14 protein-coding genes are annotated in these 17,427 nt (G+C 69.3%); 11 read left to right on the top strand and 3 right to left on the bottom strand.

Going from position 1 to position 17,427, the window contains the following annotated elements; translation table 11 throughout:
- Positions 1–54: 54 nt before the first annotated feature.
- The 6 genes from EHF44_RS16050 to EHF44_RS16025 all read left to right on the top strand — a co-directional run bounded on the left by EHF44_RS16050 (position 55) and on the right by EHF44_RS16025 (position 7,052).
- A complete protein-coding gene (locus EHF44_RS16050) occupies positions 55–2,274 on the top strand; it encodes an alkaline phosphatase family protein (RefSeq protein ID WP_124684565.1) in 2,220 nt (739 codons plus the stop codon).
- Between the two features lie 80 nt (positions 2,275–2,354).
- Positions 2,355–3,743 (top strand): cytochrome-c peroxidase, encoded by a 1,389-nt coding sequence (locus EHF44_RS16045; protein ID WP_253699892.1) that lies wholly within the window; start codon positions 2,355–2,357, stop codon positions 3,741–3,743.
- The gene (locus tag EHF44_RS16040) at positions 3,740–4,381 is read left to right on the top strand and encodes a hypothetical protein (protein ID WP_124684564.1); all 642 of its coding nucleotides are present in this window, start codon (positions 3,740–3,742) and stop codon (positions 4,379–4,381) included. The genes EHF44_RS16045 and EHF44_RS16040 overlap by 4 nt, the downstream gene beginning before the upstream one ends.
- Positions 4,382–4,562: 181 nt before the next feature.
- Positions 4,563–5,318: a bifunctional NADP-dependent 3-hydroxy acid dehydrogenase/3-hydroxypropionate dehydrogenase YdfG gene (ydfG, locus tag EHF44_RS16035; protein WP_124684563.1), complete on the top strand. Its 756-nt coding sequence runs from the start codon at positions 4,563–4,565 to the stop codon at positions 5,316–5,318.
- A gap of 107 nt (positions 5,319–5,425) precedes the next feature.
- Complete coding sequence (locus EHF44_RS16030) at positions 5,426–6,505, top strand: catalase family peroxidase (protein ID WP_437340294.1); 1,080 nt, start codon at positions 5,426–5,428, stop codon at positions 6,503–6,505.
- Positions 6,506–6,515: 10 nt separating this feature from the next.
- Positions 6,516–7,052 carry a cytochrome b gene (locus EHF44_RS16025; protein ID WP_124684562.1) on the top strand — a complete coding sequence of 179 codons (537 nt, stop codon included), beginning with the start codon at positions 6,516–6,518 and terminating at the stop codon, positions 7,050–7,052.
- Between the two features lie 195 nt (positions 7,053–7,247).
- Here the strand turns inward: EHF44_RS16025 and EHF44_RS16020 are convergent, their stop codons facing one another.
- Both EHF44_RS16020 and EHF44_RS16015 read right to left on the bottom strand, forming a co-directional pair.
- Positions 7,248–7,997, bottom strand: coding sequence for a creatininase family protein (locus EHF44_RS16020; RefSeq protein WP_124684561.1), 750 nt, complete (start codon positions 7,995–7,997; stop codon positions 7,248–7,250).
- Between the two features lie 50 nt (positions 7,998–8,047).
- A complete protein-coding gene (locus tag EHF44_RS16015; protein ID WP_124684560.1) occupies positions 8,048–9,343 on the bottom strand; it encodes an MFS transporter in 1,296 nt (431 codons plus the stop codon).
- A 164-nt stretch (positions 9,344–9,507) separates the two neighbouring features.
- Here EHF44_RS16015 and EHF44_RS16010 point away from each other — a divergent pair, with 164 nt between their 5' ends.
- Positions 9,508–10,440 (top strand): LysR family transcriptional regulator, encoded by a 933-nt coding sequence (locus EHF44_RS16010; protein WP_124684559.1) that lies wholly within the window; start codon positions 9,508–9,510, stop codon positions 10,438–10,440.
- Here the strand turns inward: EHF44_RS16010 and EHF44_RS16005 are convergent.
- Positions 10,428–11,168: a 3-oxoacyl-ACP reductase family protein gene (locus tag EHF44_RS16005; protein ID WP_172966066.1), complete on the bottom strand. Its 741-nt coding sequence runs from the start codon at positions 11,166–11,168 to the stop codon at positions 10,428–10,430. The genes EHF44_RS16010 and EHF44_RS16005 overlap by 13 nt on opposite strands.
- Before the next feature lie 225 nt (positions 11,169–11,393).
- On the opposite strand from EHF44_RS16005, the gene EHF44_RS16000 reads away from it, so the two are divergent.
- From EHF44_RS16000 to fdhD, 4 genes are all read left to right on the top strand, one after another.
- Positions 11,394–12,689, top strand: a complete 1,296-nt coding sequence (locus tag EHF44_RS16000) for a dicarboxylate/amino acid:cation symporter (protein WP_124684558.1) — start codon at positions 11,394–11,396, stop codon at positions 12,687–12,689.
- A gap of 4 nt (positions 12,690–12,693) precedes the next feature.
- On the top strand, positions 12,694–13,611 hold the full coding sequence (locus tag EHF44_RS15995; protein ID WP_253699890.1) for an amino acid ABC transporter substrate-binding protein: 918 nt from the start codon (positions 12,694–12,696) through the stop codon (positions 13,609–13,611).
- Between the two features lie 647 nt (positions 13,612–14,258).
- Positions 14,259–16,568, top strand: coding sequence for an FdhF/YdeP family oxidoreductase (locus EHF44_RS15990; protein WP_124684557.1), 2,310 nt, complete (start codon positions 14,259–14,261; stop codon positions 16,566–16,568).
- Positions 16,569–16,587: 19 nt separating this feature from the next.
- The gene (gene fdhD, locus EHF44_RS15985; protein WP_124684556.1) at positions 16,588–17,418 is read left to right on the top strand and encodes a formate dehydrogenase accessory sulfurtransferase FdhD; all 831 of its coding nucleotides are present in this window, start codon (positions 16,588–16,590) and stop codon (positions 17,416–17,418) included.
- Positions 17,419–17,427: the final 9 nt, after the last annotated feature.

The following is a 17,427-nucleotide window of genomic DNA, read 5'->3' as shown; positions in this document are numbered from 1 at the left end:
TAGATCCAGCGCGTCCAACCATAACGATCGCGCGTGTCCTGGCGAGCCCCATCCATGCACCCTAAACACTCCACCTTCGTCCCCTTGCTTACCGCGCTGGCGGCAGCCGCGCTGCTGGCCGCCTGCGGCGGTGACGATTCCTCTGGCACCACCACCGGCAGCACCGGCGGCAGCGGCGGCACGGGCAACACCGGCGGCAACACCCCCACCCAGACCGTCAGCGGCGTGGTGGGTGGCGCAGCCGTCAAGAACCCCACCGGCTTTGCCAGCTCGTCGGCATCGGGCGTCGACTACGCCAAGAGCACCACGGGCGACGCCGTCGACCAGTCGTTCGTGCCGGTCACGTACGCCAACGCCACGGTCTGCGCCGATGCCAACGGCAATGGCGTCTGCGATGCCGGCGAGGCCAGCACGCGCACCGACGCCAGCGGCCGCTTCACGCTGACTACGCCGCCGGCGAGCCTGGTGGCCGTGGTGGACACCGACGCCACCTACAACGACCCGGCCACCGGCGCCACCAAGGTGGCCGCCAAGATGGTGCTGCGCAGCGCCGCCGCGCAGGCCGCCGACGGCGCCAGCGTGACCATCAGCCCGCTGTCGACCGAGGTGGTGCGGCTGACCGAGTCGGAGTCGATGACCTACGCCGATGCCCGCACCGCCATCGCCGGCCGCCTGACCCTGGCCGGCGGCACCGCCGACGTGACCGTCAAGGCCGACGACGTGGTGGCGCAGCCGTCCGCCGTGGCCGACGCCGCCGCGGCCCGCGCGCTGCTGGTGGAAGACAACACGCTGGCCACCCGCTACGCGCTGGCATCGAAGATCCTGGATCGTGGCTTCGTCAGCGACAGCGCCACCGACCCGGTGACCACGCTGAAGTCGGCCCAGGAGGCCGCGTTCAACCCCGAGGGCATCCCGCGCTACGACCACCTGTTCGTGGTGATCTTCGAGAACCACAGCAACCAGACGATCGACAACCCGGCCTACCCGAACTTCTACAAGTACCTGCACACCGAAGGCAACAAGGCGGCCAACTACTTCTCCACCGGCAACCCCAGCGAGCCGAACTACATCTCGCTGGCCAGCGCCGACGACTGGGGCGTGGCCGACGACAACGCGTGGAACTGCCTGCCCGCCGGCGACACGGCCAACCAGCCGACCGACACGTTCGTGCCGCTGAACGCCTGCAACGCCGACACGAAGGTGCACAACCTCAAGGGCCGCCGCAACATGTTCACGGCCATGTACAACGCCGGCATGAGCACGCGCGTCTACAGCGAGTCGATGAACCCCGGCCAGGACCCGCGCAAGGACGGCGTGGCCAACGCCGCCATCACCGGCGTGAACCCCACGTCGGGCGTCACCGAAGCCATGCCGGCCGGCCTGTACAAGACCAAGCACCACCCGGCTGTGAACTTTGACGAGGTGCGCAACCGTCCGGACTTCTTCAAGAACCTGGCGCGCTCGATGGGCGGCGGCGAGTGGGATGCGTCGATCGCGTCGTACGCGTCGGCCAACGGCATCAAGTGGAACACGCACCAGTTCGAGGACGACCTCAAGAGCGGTGACATCGGCGCGCTGAACTACGTGGTGCCCGACCAGTGCGACGACATCCACGGCGTGGGCCCGTGCGCGTCGACCAACATCGCGCGCGGCGACGCGTACGCCAAGTACATGGTGGACGCGATCCAGGCGTCGCCGGTCTGGAAGAACACCAACCGCCGCACGGCCATCGTCATGCTGTTCGACGAAGGGTCGAGCTTCTTCGGCAGCTCGTCGTGCTGCGGCTGGAACGTGGGCGGCGGCGCCACCAGCGGCGCGCCGCTGGGCGAGGGCATCACCTCGGCCGTGCCGCGCTACAACGGCGGCAACAAGGGCGACGGCCCGACGATCTTCGCGGTGCTGACGAACCAGCCGGGCGCGCCGAAGCAGGTGGTGGACTCCGACGCCTACAGCCACTTCTCGTTCGTGCGCACGATGCAGGACATGTTCGGGCTGGCCGATCCGGGCGTGGCCACGTCGTACATGAACCGGTCGAAGTACACCGAGCAGTACATCGCCGACAACCTCGCCAACCTGGCCGAGTACTCGGGCAGCGCCAACACGCACTTCGACTCGGTGCGGCCGATGAACCACAAGTACGTGGTCAAGGCGGGCGACCTGCAATCGGGCGGCAGCGTGGCCGGCGGCAGCGGCAGCGGGTCGGTGGGCACGGGCAACAACACGGCCACGGGGCCGGATGCCTCGCAGACCAGCATCTGGGCCATCAAGTCCTGATGGCGTCGCGGCAGCCGCCCAACCGGGCGGTTGCCTTTCTTCCCCTGCCCGTGGGCCGGCTGCCACCGGCCCCTTGAACCATGCGTCATTCCAGATTTGCCGCGCGCCGTGCCGCGGCCATGCTTTGCCTTGCGCTGGCCGCCTGCAAGCCGGCCACCGAGGCGCCCCGGGCCGCCGCCGCGCCGCCGGCCGTGCAGCGCGTGTCCGCGCCATCCGCGCCAACGTCCCCCCAATCGCCGCTGTCGCCCGCCGCGCAGTTGGGCGCCGTGCTGTTCGTCGACCGGTCGCTGTCCGGGTCGGGCACGATGTCGTGCGCCACCTGCCACGACCCCCAGCACGCCTTTGCCCCGGCCAACGACCTGGCCGTGCAGCTTGGCGGCGCCGATGGCAGGCAGCCCGGCACGCGCGCCGTGCCGACGCTGATGTACAAGGAGTACACCAACCCGTACTCGGACACGTTCGAGAACCCCGACATGATCAGCCCGCCCGGTCCCGGCGGCGGCCTGACCTGGGACGGCCGCGCCAACACCATCGCCGAGCAGGCCGCCATCCCGCTGCTGGCCGCCAATGAAATGGCCGCCCGCGACAAGGCCGCCGTGGTGGACGCCGTGCGCCACGGCCCCAACGCCGCCGCGTTCCGGGCCGCCTACGGCCCCGCCGCGCTGGACGATACCGACAAGGCGTTCGCGCTGGTCGGCGCCGCGTTGCAGGCGTTCCAGGTGGAAGACCGCAGCTTCCACCCGTACAGCAGCAAGTTCGACCGCTACCGCAACAACAAGGTGGGCGGCGCGCTGACCGATGCCGAAGTGCGCGGCCTGCGCGTGTTCCTGGACCCGAACAAGGGCAACTGCATGGCCTGCCACCTGCTGGGCGGCGGCAACGACGGCAGCCAGGACATGACCAGCGACTACTCGTTCTCGGCCATTGGCGTGCCGCGCAATCCGGCCATCCCGGCCAACGCCGACCCCCGGTACTTCGACCTGGGGCTGTGCGGGCCGCTGCGCACCGACCACCGGCCCGGCCGCGACAAGGGCGCCGCCGCCACGTGCGGCATGTTCAAGACGCCGGTGCTGCGCAACGTCGCCACGCGCCACGTGTTCATGCACAACGGCGTGTTCAGGTCGCTGGAAGAGGTGGTGCGCTTCTACAACACGCGCGACACCGCGCCGCAGGACTGGTATCCGCGCGATGCGCAGGGCCGGGTGGCCAAGTTCAACGACCTGCCGGCCCGCTACCGCGCCAATATCGACGGCCAGATGCCGCTGGACAAGCGCCGTGCCGGCAGCCCGCCGCCGATGACCGACCAGGAGATGCAGGACCTGGTTGCCTTCCTGAAGACGCTGACCGATGGCTACGTGCCGCCGCCCGGGCCCGACGCCAGCGGCGCGCATGCGCATACCGTCGCCAACGCGATGGCCGACCCCGCCGCCCGCAAGCCGGGCGCCGCCAACACCGCCGAAGTCCAATGAAACCGATCCTGACCCTGGCCGCGCTGGCGGCCACCACCACGCTGCTGCTGGCCGGCTGCGACCGTCCCGACATGGCCAGCGAGGCCGGCTTCCGCGCCGCGCTGGACCAGCACCTGCAGGCGCACGGCGACCTCTGCATCGGCCGCCATGCCTGGCCCGTCGACGTGCCGGACGGCCCGGGCGCCACGCAGCTGCGCGATGGCATCCAGATGCCGGCGCTCGAACACGCGGGGCTGGTGGCGCACGTGCCGGCCCAGATGACGCTGCACCACCAGGACGGTACCGACGAGGTGGTCAAGGCGCTGCGCTACGACCTGACCGACAAGGGCCGCCAGCAGCTCAATCCCCATCCGCGCACGGCCGCCCGCACGGCCGGCGCCGACGCGCCCGACCTCTGCTACGGCCACGTGCGGGTGGCGCGGGTCACCGGCTGGGACAAGCCCCACGACACCGCCGACAAGCCGGCCCGGCTGGCCACGACCGTGCGCTACACGTACACGCTGGAGCCGGCGCCGTGGGCGCATGACGCGATGGTGCAGGGCGCCTTTCCCGTGCTGGCGCGCGTGATGCGCGGCAGCGGGACGCTGGAACTGAAGCAGGAGATGGTGGCCACCGGCGGGGGCTGGCAGCCGCTGTGAGCCGGGCCGCGCAGGCGTGCCAGTGCGTCAAGCCCGCGCCCCCGGCCTTCGATGCGCGAGATGCCCTGGCATCACAGCCGGCAGTCGGGAAATCCATGGATTGCCGCGGCCGCCGCTGCCGTCGCCCCGGGTGACGGTGTAGTATCCGTGGCCGAACCTGTCTGAAGCTGGAGAGCTAACCATGATCGTATTCGTCACCGGTGCCACCGCGGGGTTTGGCGCCGCCATCGCCCGCCGCTTTGTCGGCGCCGGCCATCGCGTCATCGCCGCGGGCCGCCGTGAAGACCGCCTGCAGGCACTGGTCGATGAACTGGGCCGCGACAACGTGCTGCCGCTGGTGCTGGACGTGCGCGACCGCGCCGCTGTGGAGGCCGCCGTGGCCGGCCTGCCGGCCGACTATGCCGACGTCGACGTGCTGGTGAACAACGCCGGGCTGGCGCTGGGGCTGGAGCCGGCGCACCGCGCCGACGTCGACCAGTGGGACACCATGGTCGACACCAACATCAAGGGCCTGACCTACATGACGCGCGCGGTGCTGCCCGGCATGGTGGCGCGCAATCGCGGCCACGTGGTCAATATCGGCTCGGTGGCCGGCGCCTACGCCTACCCGGGCGGCAACGTCTACGGCGCCACCAAGGCGTTCGTCCACCAGTTCTCGCTGAACCTGCGCGCAGACCTGACCGGCACGCGCGTGCGCGTGACCGACGTGGCGCCAGGGCTGGTGGGCGGCACCGAGTTCTCGGCCGTGCGCTTCCGTGGCGACCAGTCGCGCGTGGAAAAGGTCTACGAAGGCGCCGACGCGCTGACGCCCGACGATATCGCCGAGACCGTGTTCTGGGCCGCCACGCTGCCGGCGCGCGTGAACATCAACTACCTGGAAGTGATGCCGGTAACGCAGTCGTTCAGCGCGCTCTCGATTCACCGCGAGAAGCCGTAAGCGTTTGTCGAATCGCCCGGTCCCGGCCGGGCTTTTTGCGGGCGGGGGGAATAGACGCCCCGGTTTGGGCGTATACCCGATGAGTCCACACTCGACGGGAGCCCCCCTTGACCGACAACACCCCACATTCCCACCCGGGCAAGCCCATCTGCGTGCCATGCCGGCTCGGCGCCATCGGCGCCATCGTGCTGGTACTGGCGGGCGGCTTTGCCTACACGGGCGGCTGGATCGGCCCGCAGCGGCTATCCACGCGCGCCATTGTCGACCAGTTCCAGCGTAACGACGGCCTGCACGCGGGCTATCGCCGCAACCACGCCAAGGGCGTGTGCGTGGCCGGCTACTTCGACAGCAACGGCGCGGCCGCGCAGGTGTCCAGCGCGGGCGTGTTCGCGCCCGGCCGCACGCCGGTGACCGGGCGCTTTGCGCTGCCCGGCGGCAATCCGCTGGCGCCCGACGGCAGCGTGCCGATCCGCAGCCTGGCGCTGATGTTCACGCAGGCCGACGGCCAGCAGTGGCGCACCGGCATGAACTCGGTACCGCGCTTTCCGGTGCACACGCCGGAACAGTTCTACCAGTTGCTGCAGGCCAGTCAGCCCGATCCCGCCACCCACAAGCCCGATCCCGCCAGGCTCAAGGCGTTTGCCGCCGGCGCGCCGGCGCTGGCCGCGTTCCAGGGCTGGATCCAGGCGCATCCGCCTTCGTCCAGCTTTGCCAATGCCGCGTACTACAGCGTCAATGCGTTCTACCTGGTCGATGCCGGCGGCAAGCGGCAGGCCGTGCGCTGGGCGGTGCAGCCGGAGCTGCCGTACGCGCCGGTGAGCGCGGCCGAGCGCGGGCAGGCATCGTTCCTGGCGGCGGACCTGATGCAGCGGCTGCAGGCCGGGCCGCTGCGCTGGCGGCTGGTGCTGACGCTGGGCGCGCCCGGCGATGTCACCGACGACGCCACGCAGGTCTGGCCCGACGACCGCCCGCAGATCGACGCCGGCACGCTGGTGCTGGAACGCGCCACGGCGCAGGACGACGGCCCGTGCCGCGACGTCAACTTCGACCCGACCGTGCTGCCGGTAGGCATCGCCACGTCGGCCGATCCGCTGCTGGCGGCGCGCTCGGCCGCCTACGCGGTGTCGTACCAGCGCCGCACGCGCGAGGAGGCAACCGCCGCCCGCGAACCGAAGGCCATCCAGTGAGGAACCCGGCATGAAGGCAACTTCGACTCAATTCAGCGGCGTGCAGAAGCTGCTGCACTGGCTGATGGCCGTGCTGATCCTGGCGATGCTGTTCGTCGGCGTGGGAATGGTGTTTACGGTGTCGCGCGCGCATGACACGCTCGTGGCGCTGCACCGGCCGCTGGGCATCGCGCTGCTGCTGCTCGTCATCGTCCGGCTGGCCGTGCGGCTGCGGCGCGGCGTGCCCCCGCTGCCGGCCCACATGCCCGCCGCGCAACGGTTCGTCGCCAAGGCATCGCACGCGGTGCTCTACGCGCTGATGCTGGCAATGCCGCTGGTGGGCTGGGCCATGCTGTCGGCCGGCGGCTACCCGGTGACGATGGCCGGCAGTTTCCACCTGCCGCCGCTGCTGCCCGCCAACGTCACCGCGTTCGCGCTGCTGCGGACGTTGCACACATGGCTCGGGCTCACGCTGTTCGCCGTGGTCCTGCTGCATTTGGCTGCCGCGCTGATGCACGCGCTGGTGATCCGGGACGGGGTGTTCGAAGCGATGGCGGGGCGGCGGTAGGGCGGGGCGTGGTTGGCGGGTGGGCTTCCGCCGGGTTTTGCTCCCCTCTCCCGCGCGCGGGAGAGGGGTTGGGGGAGAGGGTCAGCGGCTCACAATGCGACATGTCGTGGCTTGCACAGCCATGCCCTCTCCCCCGGCCCCTCTCCCGCCTTGCGGGAGAGGGGAGACAACCATTGGCAATTCAAGCGCAACAGCTCACCCCGGCACCTTCTCCGCCCCGAAGGCCGCCAGTTCCTTCACCAGGCTGGTGGCTGCCAGTTCCACCAGGGCGCGGCCCTTTTCCGGCGTGGCCTGGTTCGGATCGGAGCCCATGCGGCCGTCGGGAAAGCGGGCGCGGAAGTCCAGCGCTTCGCGGATCGGGCCGGACGGGGCGATGCGCGGCGAGTAGTCGGCGTGCTTGATGGCGTGGGCGTAGGCGTACTGCGTCACCGCGATCTCGGACGGCGTGGCGTGGGCGCCGTGGCCGGTCGGGAACATTTCCTTGGCCAGGTCGTTGACGCCTTCCAGGTCCCACCAGTTGGTCAGCTTCATCGCAAAGCCGGCGCGGCGGCCCGCGAAGCTGGACTCGGCGTAGAGCTCGGAGAACGCGGCCTCGATGGACGCGATGTTGCCGCCGTGGCCGTTCAGGAACAGGATCTTCTCGAAGCCGTGGCGGGCCAGCGAGCGCGTCCAGTCCACGATGGCGGCGATGAACGTCGACGGGCGCAGCGAGATCGTGCCGGCAAAGCCCAGGTGGTGCTGGGCCATGCCGATGTTGAACGTCGGCGCCACCAGGATGTCGGCCTGCTGTTCGGCATGGCGGCAGATGATCTCCGGGCACATCCAGTCGGTGCCCAGCAGGCCCGTGGGGCCGTGCTGCTCGTTCGAGCCGATCGGCACGACAATGGTGCGGCTGCGTTGCAGATACTGTTCGACTTCTGACCAGGTGGAAAAGTACAGCAGCATGGTTCACTCCTTGTTGGACGTGGGGGGTGTCGGGTGGTTATCGGCCGGCCTCAGGCATGCGCCGCGCGGGTCGGCATGCGCATGGCCAGGATGATCAGCGCGGCGGCCAGCGGCATGGCCGCCATGACCAGCACGCCGGGATGCAGGCTGCCGGTGGCGGTCTTGGCCCAGCCGATGATGGCCGGGCCCCAGAAGCCGCCCGACAGCCCGATGGTGTTGATCAGCGCGATGCCGCCGGCGGCGGCCGGGCCCTTGATGTATTCGGACGGCATGGCCCAGAACACGGTGTAGGTCATCCACAGCGTGGTGGTGCCCAGCGTCAGCAACACCAGCGTGGCCGCCAGGTGGCCGTCGGCCAGCGTCGTCCCGGCCAGCAGCGCGGCACCGGCCAGCGCGGGGATGGCGGCGTGGTAGCGGCGTTCGCCCTTGCGGTCGGAGCGGCGGCCCATGTAGAGCATGCCGATGGCGCCGCCCACGTAGGGCAGGGCGGCGTACCAGCCCAGCTGCACGGTGTCGGTCACGCCCTGGGCCTTGATCAGCGTGGGCAGCCAGAAGCTCAGTGCGTAGATGGCGGCGATCACGCAGAAGTAGGCGGTGGCCAGCACGTAGATGCGCCAGTCGCGCGCCACGGCGCCGAACGAGTGCTTGTGCGCGGCCGGCACGGCCAGTTCCTGTTCCAGCAGCCGCTTCTCGTCGCTGGTCAGCCAGTGGGCGTCGGCGGGACGGTCGGGCACGAGCTTCCAGGCCAGCACGCCCAGCACCAGGCAGGGCAGCCCTTCGACCAGGAACATCCATTGCCAGCCGGCCAGCCCGGCGTGGCCGGCCAGCGCGGTCATCAGCCACGCGGACAGCGGGCCGCCGATGATGCCGCCGATGGGGCCGGCCAGGAACACGATGGCGATGGCGCGCGCCATGCGCTGCGGGCCGTACCAGCAGGACAGGTAATAGATCATGCCCGGCGCAAAGCCGGCCTCGAACACGCCCAGCAGGAAGCGCATGGCGTAGAACGTGGGCACGTCGCGCACGAACATCATGCAGGCCGACGTGATGCCCCAGAGCACCAGGATGCGGCTGAACGTCTTGCGGGCGCCCACGCGCGGCAGCATCAGGTTGCTCGGGATCTCGAACAGCACGTAGCCGATGAAGAAGATGCCGGCCCCCACGCCGTAGGCGGCGTCGGAGAAGCCCAGGTCGCCCTGCATCTGCAGCTTGGCAAAGCCGACGTTGACGCGGTCCAGGTAGGCGAACAGGTAGCAGACCAGCAGGAACGGCAGCAGCCGCAGGTTGATCTTCTGGTACAGCGCGGCGGTGCCGTCGACGGCGGCGGGGTTGGACATCACTAACATTTGCCAGTCTCCAGAGCGTTGTGATGGTTGTGGGATTGGCTTGGATAGTGGCAGCCGCGTAGACTGACACCAACAGCAACAAAATCCACACTTCGTTCTTCCCAGGGCAACAGTCCACTTGGCGACCATGCCTGGGTGACGCTTACGCAACAAAGAGGCGGGATATGCGGGAAATCAACCAGCAGCGGCTGCGCTATTTCCGGGAGGTGCTGGCGCACGGCACGATCCGGGGCGCGGCGGAAAGCCTGAACACGTCGCCGTCGGTCATCACGCGGCAGATCCGGCTGCTTGAAGAGGAACTGGGCACCACGCTGTTCGAGCGCCAGGCGCGCGGCGTGCGGCCCACCGAGGCGGCGGCGCACCTGCTGGAGTTCTGGCGCGGCTACCGCTCGCACCAGGAAAAGCTCGAAGACCAGCTCCACGCGCTGCAGGGGCTGCAGCAGGGCATGGTGCAGATCGTGCTGAGCGAGGGCTACGTCGACGCGCTGGTCAACGAGGTGGTGGCGCCGTTCTGCGCGCAATACCCGATGGTCGACATCCGCATGGAGATCCTGCCCGTGGACGACGTGCTCAACGAGGTGGCGGAAAGCCGCGCGCACATCGGGCTGGCCTACAACCCGCCGCTGCACCCGCGCATCGAGTACCGGGCCAGCGCGTCGCAGCCCATCGTGCTGCTGACCCGCCACGACCACCCGCTGGCGCTGCGCGGCGGGCCGGCCACGCTGCATGACGTGATGGCCTATCCGCTGGCGCTGATGCCCGAGTCGTACGGCATCGGCCACGCGGCACGGATGCTGGAGTTTGCCGAGAACATCCGCATCCGGCCCACGCTGGTGACCAACTCGCTGTCCGCGCTCAAGCAGTTCGTGGCCTACGACGACTTTGTCACGCTGATCGGCCAGTTTGCTGCCTACCGCGAGGTGGCCGCCGGCAGCCTGGCGACGGTGCCGGTGGACCACCCGCTGTGCCGCGGCACGCAGGCGCGGCTGCTGGTCAAGGCCGGACGGCCGCTGCCGGCCGCCGCGCAGGAGGTGCTGGCGTTCATCCAGCACCGCATGGGCATCTTTGCCGAAGGCCGGGGCGCTCAAAGCACGTAGCCGCCGTCGATGGTCAGGCTGGCGCCGGTCATGTAGGCCGACGCCGGGCTGGCCAGCCACGCCGCCAGGCCGGCAATTTCGTCGGGCTGGCCGATCCGGCCGAGCGGGATCCGCGCGATCAGGTGCTCGACCATCGACGATGTCATGTCGGTCTCGGTCGGGCCGGGCTGGATGTTGTTGACCGTGATGCCGCGCGGCGCCAGTTCCAGCGCCAGGTTCTGCACCAGCGACGCCACGGCCGCCTTGGTCATGGCGTAGACCGCCCCGCCCACCGAGCCGGTGCGGATGGCCGTGTTGCTGCCGATGGTGATGATCCGGCCGCCGTCGCGCATGGCGCCGGCCGCCGCCTGGATGGCCACGAACACGCCCCGGATGTTGACGTCGAGCATGGCATCGAGGTCGGTGTCGGTGAACTGCTCCAGCCGGCCCAGCCGCAGCAGGCCGGCGTTGACCACGGCGGCGTCCAGCGCGCCAAAGCGAGCCACGGCCTGCCGCACAGCGGCGCGGATCGCGGCCGGATCGGCGCTGTCGGCGGCAATGGCCACGGCCTGGCCGCCGTCGGCCTCGATGGCTGCAACCACCTCGGCGGCCTTGCCGGGGCTGGTGGCGTAGGTCAGCGCCACGCGAAAGCCGTCGCGGGCCAGCCGCCGTGCGATGGCGGCGCCAATGCCGCGGGATCCACCAAATACCAGGGCAGCCGGGGCTGCCGTCGCTGCGTTGCGTTCCATGTCGTCGCACCGTATCGAAGTTGATCGTGCAGACGATAGTGCAGACCACGCGTATCGCGTTTATGTGCCGGCACAAGCGGTTTTGTATCCGCATGTAGGCGTCGTGGCGGGGCGGCGGGCCGGCAAAAAGCGTTTCGGGGTTTGCCCAATGGCGCCCCGGCATCCTATGGTTAGGTGCAGACCCCGGCGCAGGACGCCCGCCCGGCCGCCCCCCAAGGAGACGTCATGAGCAAGAAGTCGAGTATCACGACCTGGATCCTGATCGCGATGATTCTGGGCGCCGTGGTCGGCTACGGGTGCAACACGGCGTTTCCGGACCCCAAGGTGGCCAAGGAGATCGCCGGGTATATCTCCATCGTCACCGACGTGTTCCTGCGGCTGATCAAGATGATCATCGCGCCGCTGGTGTTTTCCACGCTCGTGATCGGCATCGCCCACATGGGGGATGCCAGCACCGTGGGCCGCGTGGGCGTCAAGGCGCTGGCGTGGTTCATCACGGCGTCGCTGGTGTCGCTGACGCTGGGGCTGATCATGGCCACGCTGCTGCACCCGGGCGTGAACATCGGCCTGCCGCTGCCCGACGTGGGCGCCGCCACCAACCTCAAGACCAACGCGTTCACGCTGAAGGACTTTGTCTCGCACCTGGTGCCCAAGTCGGTGGCCGAGGCGATGGCCAACAACGAGATTCTGCAGATCGTGGTGTTCTCGATCTTCTTTGGCACCGCCATTGCCACGCTGGGCGAGCGCGGCCAGCGCATGGCCGGCGTGATCGAGGACCTGGCGCAGATCATGCTCAAGATCACCGGCGCGGTGATGTGGCTGGCCCCGGTGGCCGTGTTCGCGGCCATCGCGTCGACCGTGACCACGCAGGGGCTGGGCATCCTGATTACCTTTGCCAAGTTCATGGGCAGCTTCTACCTGGCGCTGTTCGTGCTCTGGGGGCTGCTGACGCTGGCCGGCTTCGCGTTCCTGGGCCGGCGCGTGTTCGAGCTGATCCGGCTGATCCGCGAGCCGTTCCTGCTGTCGTTTTCCACGGCCAGTTCCGAGGCCGCCTACCCGAAGCTGCTGGATTCGCTGGACCGCTTTGGCGTGAATCGCAAGATCTCCAGTTTCGTGCTGCCGCTGGGGTATTCGTTCAACCTGGACGGGTCGATGATGTACTGCACGTTCGCGGTGCTGTTCATCGCCCAGGCGTACGACATCCACTTGCCGCTGGGCACGCAGATCACGATGCTGCTGTTGCTGATGCTGACGTCCAAGGGCATGGCCGGCGTGCCGCGCGCGTCGCTGGTGGTGATTGCGGCCACGCTGAACCAGTTCGGCATTCCGGAGGCGGGGTTGCTGCTGATCATGGGGGTCGACCAGTTCCTGGACATGGGACGATCCGCCACCAACGCCGTCGGCAACTCGATTGCGGCGGCCGTGGTGGCCAAGTGGGAAGGGCAACTGGCCGCCGGGCCCGTGCCGGAGACCGAGAAAGACATACCGGGCGAGGAGCCACGCACCACGGCGGAGGCCTGACGCCATGCGCGGACGGATGCGGCTGGACAGGGGGTGGATCGGTGCAATGCTGGCCGTGCTGCTGGCGCTGGCGCCCGCGCTGGCTGCGGCGCAGGAGCCCGTGGCGCTGAGCGGCACGCTCAAGAAGGCGCGGGACACCGGCGTGCTGACGATCGGCTATCGGGAGTCGTCGCTGCCGTTCTCGTACCTGAACCAGGCCAGGCGGCCGATCGGCTACGCGATCGACATCTGCCAGGCAATCGTCCAGGCGGCCGCGGCCGAGATCAGCCGCGACGTGGCCGTGCAGTGGGTGCCGGTGACGTCCGAGAACCGCTTCGACGCCATCACGTCCGGCAAGGCGGACCTGGAGTGCGGATCGACCACGCGCAACGCCGAACGGCTGCGCACCGTGGCGTTCTCGCCGGTCATCTTCGTGGCCGGCACCAAGCTGATGGTGCCGCGCAATTCGCCGATCCGGACGTTCCGGGACCTCAAGGGCCGGACCGTGGTGGCCACGGCCGGCACCACCAATGCCAGCACCATCGAGGACCTGTCCAGGCGCTTCCAGCTCGGCATCAACCTGATCCGCGCCCGCGACCACGCCGACGCCTTCGAGGTGCTGCGCCACGGCGGCGCCGATGCCTACGCCGGCGACGACGTGCTGCTGTACGGCTTCCTGGCCCGCCACAACGCCGGCCGGCAGTTTCTGGTGACCAGCGAATTCCTGTCCTACGACCCCTACGGCATCATGCTGCGCCGGGGCGACCCCCAGTTCGCCGCCATCGTCGACAAGACCGTGCGCGACCTGATCACGTCGGGCGAGCTTGACCGGCTGTACAAGCAGTGGTTCCTGAACCGCCTGCCCACCGGCGAACGGCTGGGCATCCCGATGAGCGCCCAGCTCGAAGACATCATCCAGGCAACGCCGCAGCAGCCGGATTGAGTTATTTCCCCCGTTTGGTTGGCTCCCCTCTCCCGCAGGCGGGAGAGGGGAGCGAAAACCTGCCGGAACGCTGGTCTTCTCGGACAATCCACATGCCCCATGTTTTCTCCCCTCTCCCGCAACGCGGGAGAGGGGTCGGGGGAGAGGGCCCGGCGGTTCAACCTGCGATCCGTCGCGCATCACGCGCTGGCCCTCTCCCCCAGCCCCTCTCCCGCAGGCGGGAGAGGGGAGCGAAAACCCGCCGGAACGCTGGTCTTCTCGGACAATCCACATGCCCCATGTTTTCTCCCCTCTCCCGCAACGCGGGAGAGGGGTCGGGGGAGAGGGCCCGGCGGTTCAACTTGCGATCCGTCGCGCATCACGCGCTGGCCCTCACCCCCAGCCCCTCTCCCGCACGCGGGAGAGGGGAGCCCGGTCGGCGCCAATTGATGCGTTTTGCGTGCCAATCACGGCCATTCACGCACCTTCGACAAGCACAGTTCTCGCATTGTGCATTGCGATCGTGCAAACTGTACTCTTTCTCTCGCAGCCGTTCTGTACGTCCCTCCGATCACATTCCGGGCCTAGTCTGCCAACATCGCAGCGAGCGCCCGCGCACACGGAAAACCGGGCCGGGCGTTCGGGCACTAGTTCTGGAAGCCGCCCCCATGAGTTCGCCCACGCCCGAAAAGGGCCATATCGCGCCCTATACGCACCCGGCCGCCGGCTGGGGAGCGCTCAAGCAAGTTGCCATCAACCTCGTCAAGGAAAAGGTTGGTGGCGGCAAATACAAGACGCTGTTCAAGCAGAACCAGCCGGACGGCTTTGACTGCCCCGGCTGCGCCTGGCCTGACCGGCAGCACGCCTCGACGTTCGAGTTCTGCGAGAACGGCGTCAAGGCCGTGGCGGCCGAGGCCACCAGCAAGCGCGTCACCAACGAGTTCTTCGCCCGGTACACGGTGACCGAGCTGATGCAGCAGTCCGACTACGAGCTGGAACAGCACGGCCGGCTGACGCACCCCATGCGCTACGACGCGGCCACCGACAAGTACGTGCCGGTGGAATGGGACGCGGCGTTCCGCCTGGTCGCGGACCACCTGCGCCGGCTGGACAACCCCGACGCGGCCACGTTCTACACGTCCGGCCGCGCCAGCAACGAGGCGGCGTTCCTGTTCCAGCTGTTCGTGCGGATGTACGGCACGAACAACTTCCCCGACTGCTCGAACATGTGCCACGAGGCCACCAGCCGCGGCCTGCCGGTGACGGTGGGCGTGGGCAAGGCCACGGTGCTGCTCGACGACTTCCAGCTGGCCGACACCATCATGGTCTGGGGCCAGAATCCGGCCACCAACCATCCGCGCATGCTCAACGAGTTGCGCGATGCGTCCAGGCGCGGCGCCACCATCGTGTCGATCAACCCGCTCAAGGAGCGCGGCCTGGAGCGCTTTGTCAGCCCGCAGCACGTGACCGAGATGCTGGGCGGCGGCGGCACCCGCATTGCGTCGATGTTCGTGCGGCCCCGGCTGGCCGGCGACTTCGCGCTGCTCAAGGGCCTGGGCAAGCGCGTGATCGAACTGGACGACGCGGCGGTGGCCACCGGCGGCCAGCGCGTGGTCGACGTGGACTTCATCCGCGAGCACACGGCCGATTTCGACGCCTTCGCGGCCGACCTGCGCGCCGAGAGCTGGGCCGACATTGTGGCCGAGTCCGGCGTCACGCGCGCCGACATCGACGCGCTGGCCGACGTCTACGTGAAGAGCGAGCGCACGATCATGTGCTGGGGCATGGGCCTGACGCAGCACAAGGAGTCGGTGCGGACCATCCAGCTGCTGTCCAACGTGATGATGCTGCGCGGCAATATCGGCAAGCCCGGCGCGGGCCTGATGCCGGTGCGCGGCCATTCGAACGTGCAGGGCGACCGCACGATGGGCATCGAGGAACAGCCCGACGACGCCTTTCTGGACCGCCTGGGTGCCACATTCGGCTTCGAGCCGCCGCGCCATCATGGGCAGGACGTGGTGGCCGCGATCAACGCGATGCTGGCTGGCAAGGTCAAGGTGTTCGTGGGGCTGGGCGGCAATTTCTCGATCGCCACGCCCGACACGCCGCGCACCTGGCAGGCGCTGCGCCAGTGCGACCTGACCGTCAACATCGCCACCAAGCTCAACCGCAGCCACCTGGTCATCGGCCGCGACGCGCTGCTGCTGCCCACGCTGGGCCGCACCGAGATCGACGAGCAGGACGGCGTGCCGCAGGGCGTGACGGTGGAGGATTCGGTCTGCATGGTCCATATCTCGTACGGCATGAACAAGCCGGCGTCGCCGCACCTGTTGTCGGAGACGATGATCGTGGCGCGCATGGCCGACGCCACGCTGGGGTCGAACAAGGTGGACTGGCTGTGGTTCGCGCAGGACTACGCGCGCATCCGTGATGCCGTCGAGAAGGTGATTCCGGGCTTCGAGCGCTACAACGAGCGCGTGGCCCGGCCGGGCGGCTTTCACCTGACGCCGGCGTCGCGCAACCGCGTGTGGCGCACGGCGTCGGGCAAGGCGCAGTTCCTGGTGCACCCGATCGACAAGGACACGCCGATCCGGCGCGCCCGCGAGCGCCATGGCGACGCGCTGATGGTGATGATGACCACGCGCTCGCACGACCAGTACAACACCACGATCTACGGGCTGGACGACCGCTACCGCGGCGTGTTCGGCCTGCGCCGGGTGGTGTTCATCAACCCGGCCGACCGCGCGCGGCTGGGGTTTGCCGAGGGTGAGCGGGTGGACATCACGAGCGTCTGGGAAGACGGCGTGACGCGCGACGTGCGGGACTTCCTGCTGGTGGACTACGACATCCCGGCGGGCTGCCTGGGCGCCTACTATCCCGAGACCAACCCGCTGGTGCCGCTGGAAAGCATCGGCGACCGGTCCGGCACGCCGACGTCGAAGTCGATCCCGGTGCTGCTGCGGCGCGCCGCCGCCTGACGCCGGGCGGGAGCGCACCATGGCCGGACGCGGATACGTCACGCGCGAGATCCGGCGCCACCAGGGCGACGCCGTGGCGCTGGAAATCGACCAGGTGGCCGAGGAAGTGCCCGTGGCGCTGGTCTACAACGGCATCTCGCACGCCGTGATGATGGCCACGCCGCTGGACCTGGAGCCGTTCGCGGCGGGGTTCTCGCTGACCGAGGGCATCGTCGACGGCGTGCACGAGATCTACGACGTCGAGGTGGAGCCGGGCTGCGACGGCATCGAGGTCCGGCTGGAAGTCAGTCAGCGGGCGTTCATGGCGCTCAAGCAGCGCCGCCGCACGCTGGCCGGCCGCACCGGCTGCGGCGTCTGCGGCATCGAGAGCCTGGCCCTGCTGGACCTGGTGCCCGAGCCGCTGGCCGGCATCCAGCCGGTGTCACCCGATGCGGCGGCCATCCGCCGCGCCGCCGCGGACCTGCGCGCGCGCCAGCATCTGATGGCGGCCACCGGCGGCGTCCATGCCGCCGCGTGGTGCGGCCCGGACGGCCAGCTACGCGCCGTGTTCGAGGACGTGGGGCGCCACAACGCGCTGGACAAGCTGATCGGCCACCTGGCCCGCGCGCGCGAGGCGTTCGGCGAGGGCTTCGTGTTTCTGTCCAGCCGGGCCAGCTACGAACTGGTGCGCAAGGCCGCGCGGATGCAGATTCCGATGCTGGCGACGATCTCGGCGCCCACGTCGCTGGCCATCCGCATCGCGGAACAGGCCGGCGTGCGGCTGCTGAGCTTTTGCCGCCAGGACGGCTTCGTCGAATACACTTCGCCTGGAACCGTAATCGCATCGGAGCCGCCGGTGGCCGCAGGCTGACGCCTGGGG

It is taken from the genome of Cupriavidus pauculus, from assembly GCF_003854935.1.
GTDB classification, from domain to species: Bacteria; Pseudomonadota; Gammaproteobacteria; order Burkholderiales; family Burkholderiaceae; genus Cupriavidus; species Cupriavidus pauculus_C.
Note: the sequence above shows the minus strand (reverse complement) of the source record. Positions and strands in the feature narration are given on the sequence as shown.

Excerpts from the sequence above, each read along its gene's own strand:
- EHF44_RS16050 (WP_124684565.1), top strand. The coding sequence starts at position 55 with ATGCACCCTAAACACTCCACCTTCGTCCCCTTGCTTACCGCGCTGGCG.
- EHF44_RS16045 (WP_253699892.1), top strand. The coding sequence starts at position 2,355 with ATGCGTCATTCCAGATTTGCCGCGCGCCGTGCCGCGGCCATGCTTTGC.
- EHF44_RS16040 (WP_124684564.1), top strand. The coding sequence starts at position 3,740 with ATGAAACCGATCCTGACCCTGGCCGCGCTGGCGGCCACCACCACGCTG.
- ydfG (WP_124684563.1), top strand. The coding sequence starts at position 4,563 with ATGATCGTATTCGTCACCGGTGCCACCGCGGGGTTTGGCGCCGCCATC.
- EHF44_RS16025 (WP_124684562.1), top strand. The coding sequence starts at position 6,516 with ATGAAGGCAACTTCGACTCAATTCAGCGGCGTGCAGAAGCTGCTGCAC.
- EHF44_RS16020 (WP_124684561.1), bottom strand. The coding sequence starts at position 7,997 with ATGCTGCTGTACTTTTCCACCTGGTCAGAAGTCGAACAGTATCTGCAA.
- EHF44_RS16015 (WP_124684560.1), bottom strand. The coding sequence starts at position 9,343 with ATGTTAGTGATGTCCAACCCCGCCGCCGTCGACGGCACCGCCGCGCTG.
- EHF44_RS16010 (WP_124684559.1), top strand. The coding sequence starts at position 9,508 with ATGCGGGAAATCAACCAGCAGCGGCTGCGCTATTTCCGGGAGGTGCTG.
- EHF44_RS16005 (WP_172966066.1), bottom strand. The coding sequence starts at position 11,168 with ATGGAACGCAACGCAGCGACGGCAGCCCCGGCTGCCCTGGTATTTGGT.
- EHF44_RS16000 (WP_124684558.1), top strand. The coding sequence starts at position 11,394 with ATGAGCAAGAAGTCGAGTATCACGACCTGGATCCTGATCGCGATGATT.
- EHF44_RS15995 (WP_253699890.1), top strand. The coding sequence starts at position 12,694 with ATGCGCGGACGGATGCGGCTGGACAGGGGGTGGATCGGTGCAATGCTG.
- EHF44_RS15990 (WP_124684557.1), top strand. The coding sequence starts at position 14,259 with ATGAGTTCGCCCACGCCCGAAAAGGGCCATATCGCGCCCTATACGCAC.
- fdhD (WP_124684556.1), top strand. The coding sequence starts at position 16,588 with ATGGCCGGACGCGGATACGTCACGCGCGAGATCCGGCGCCACCAGGGC.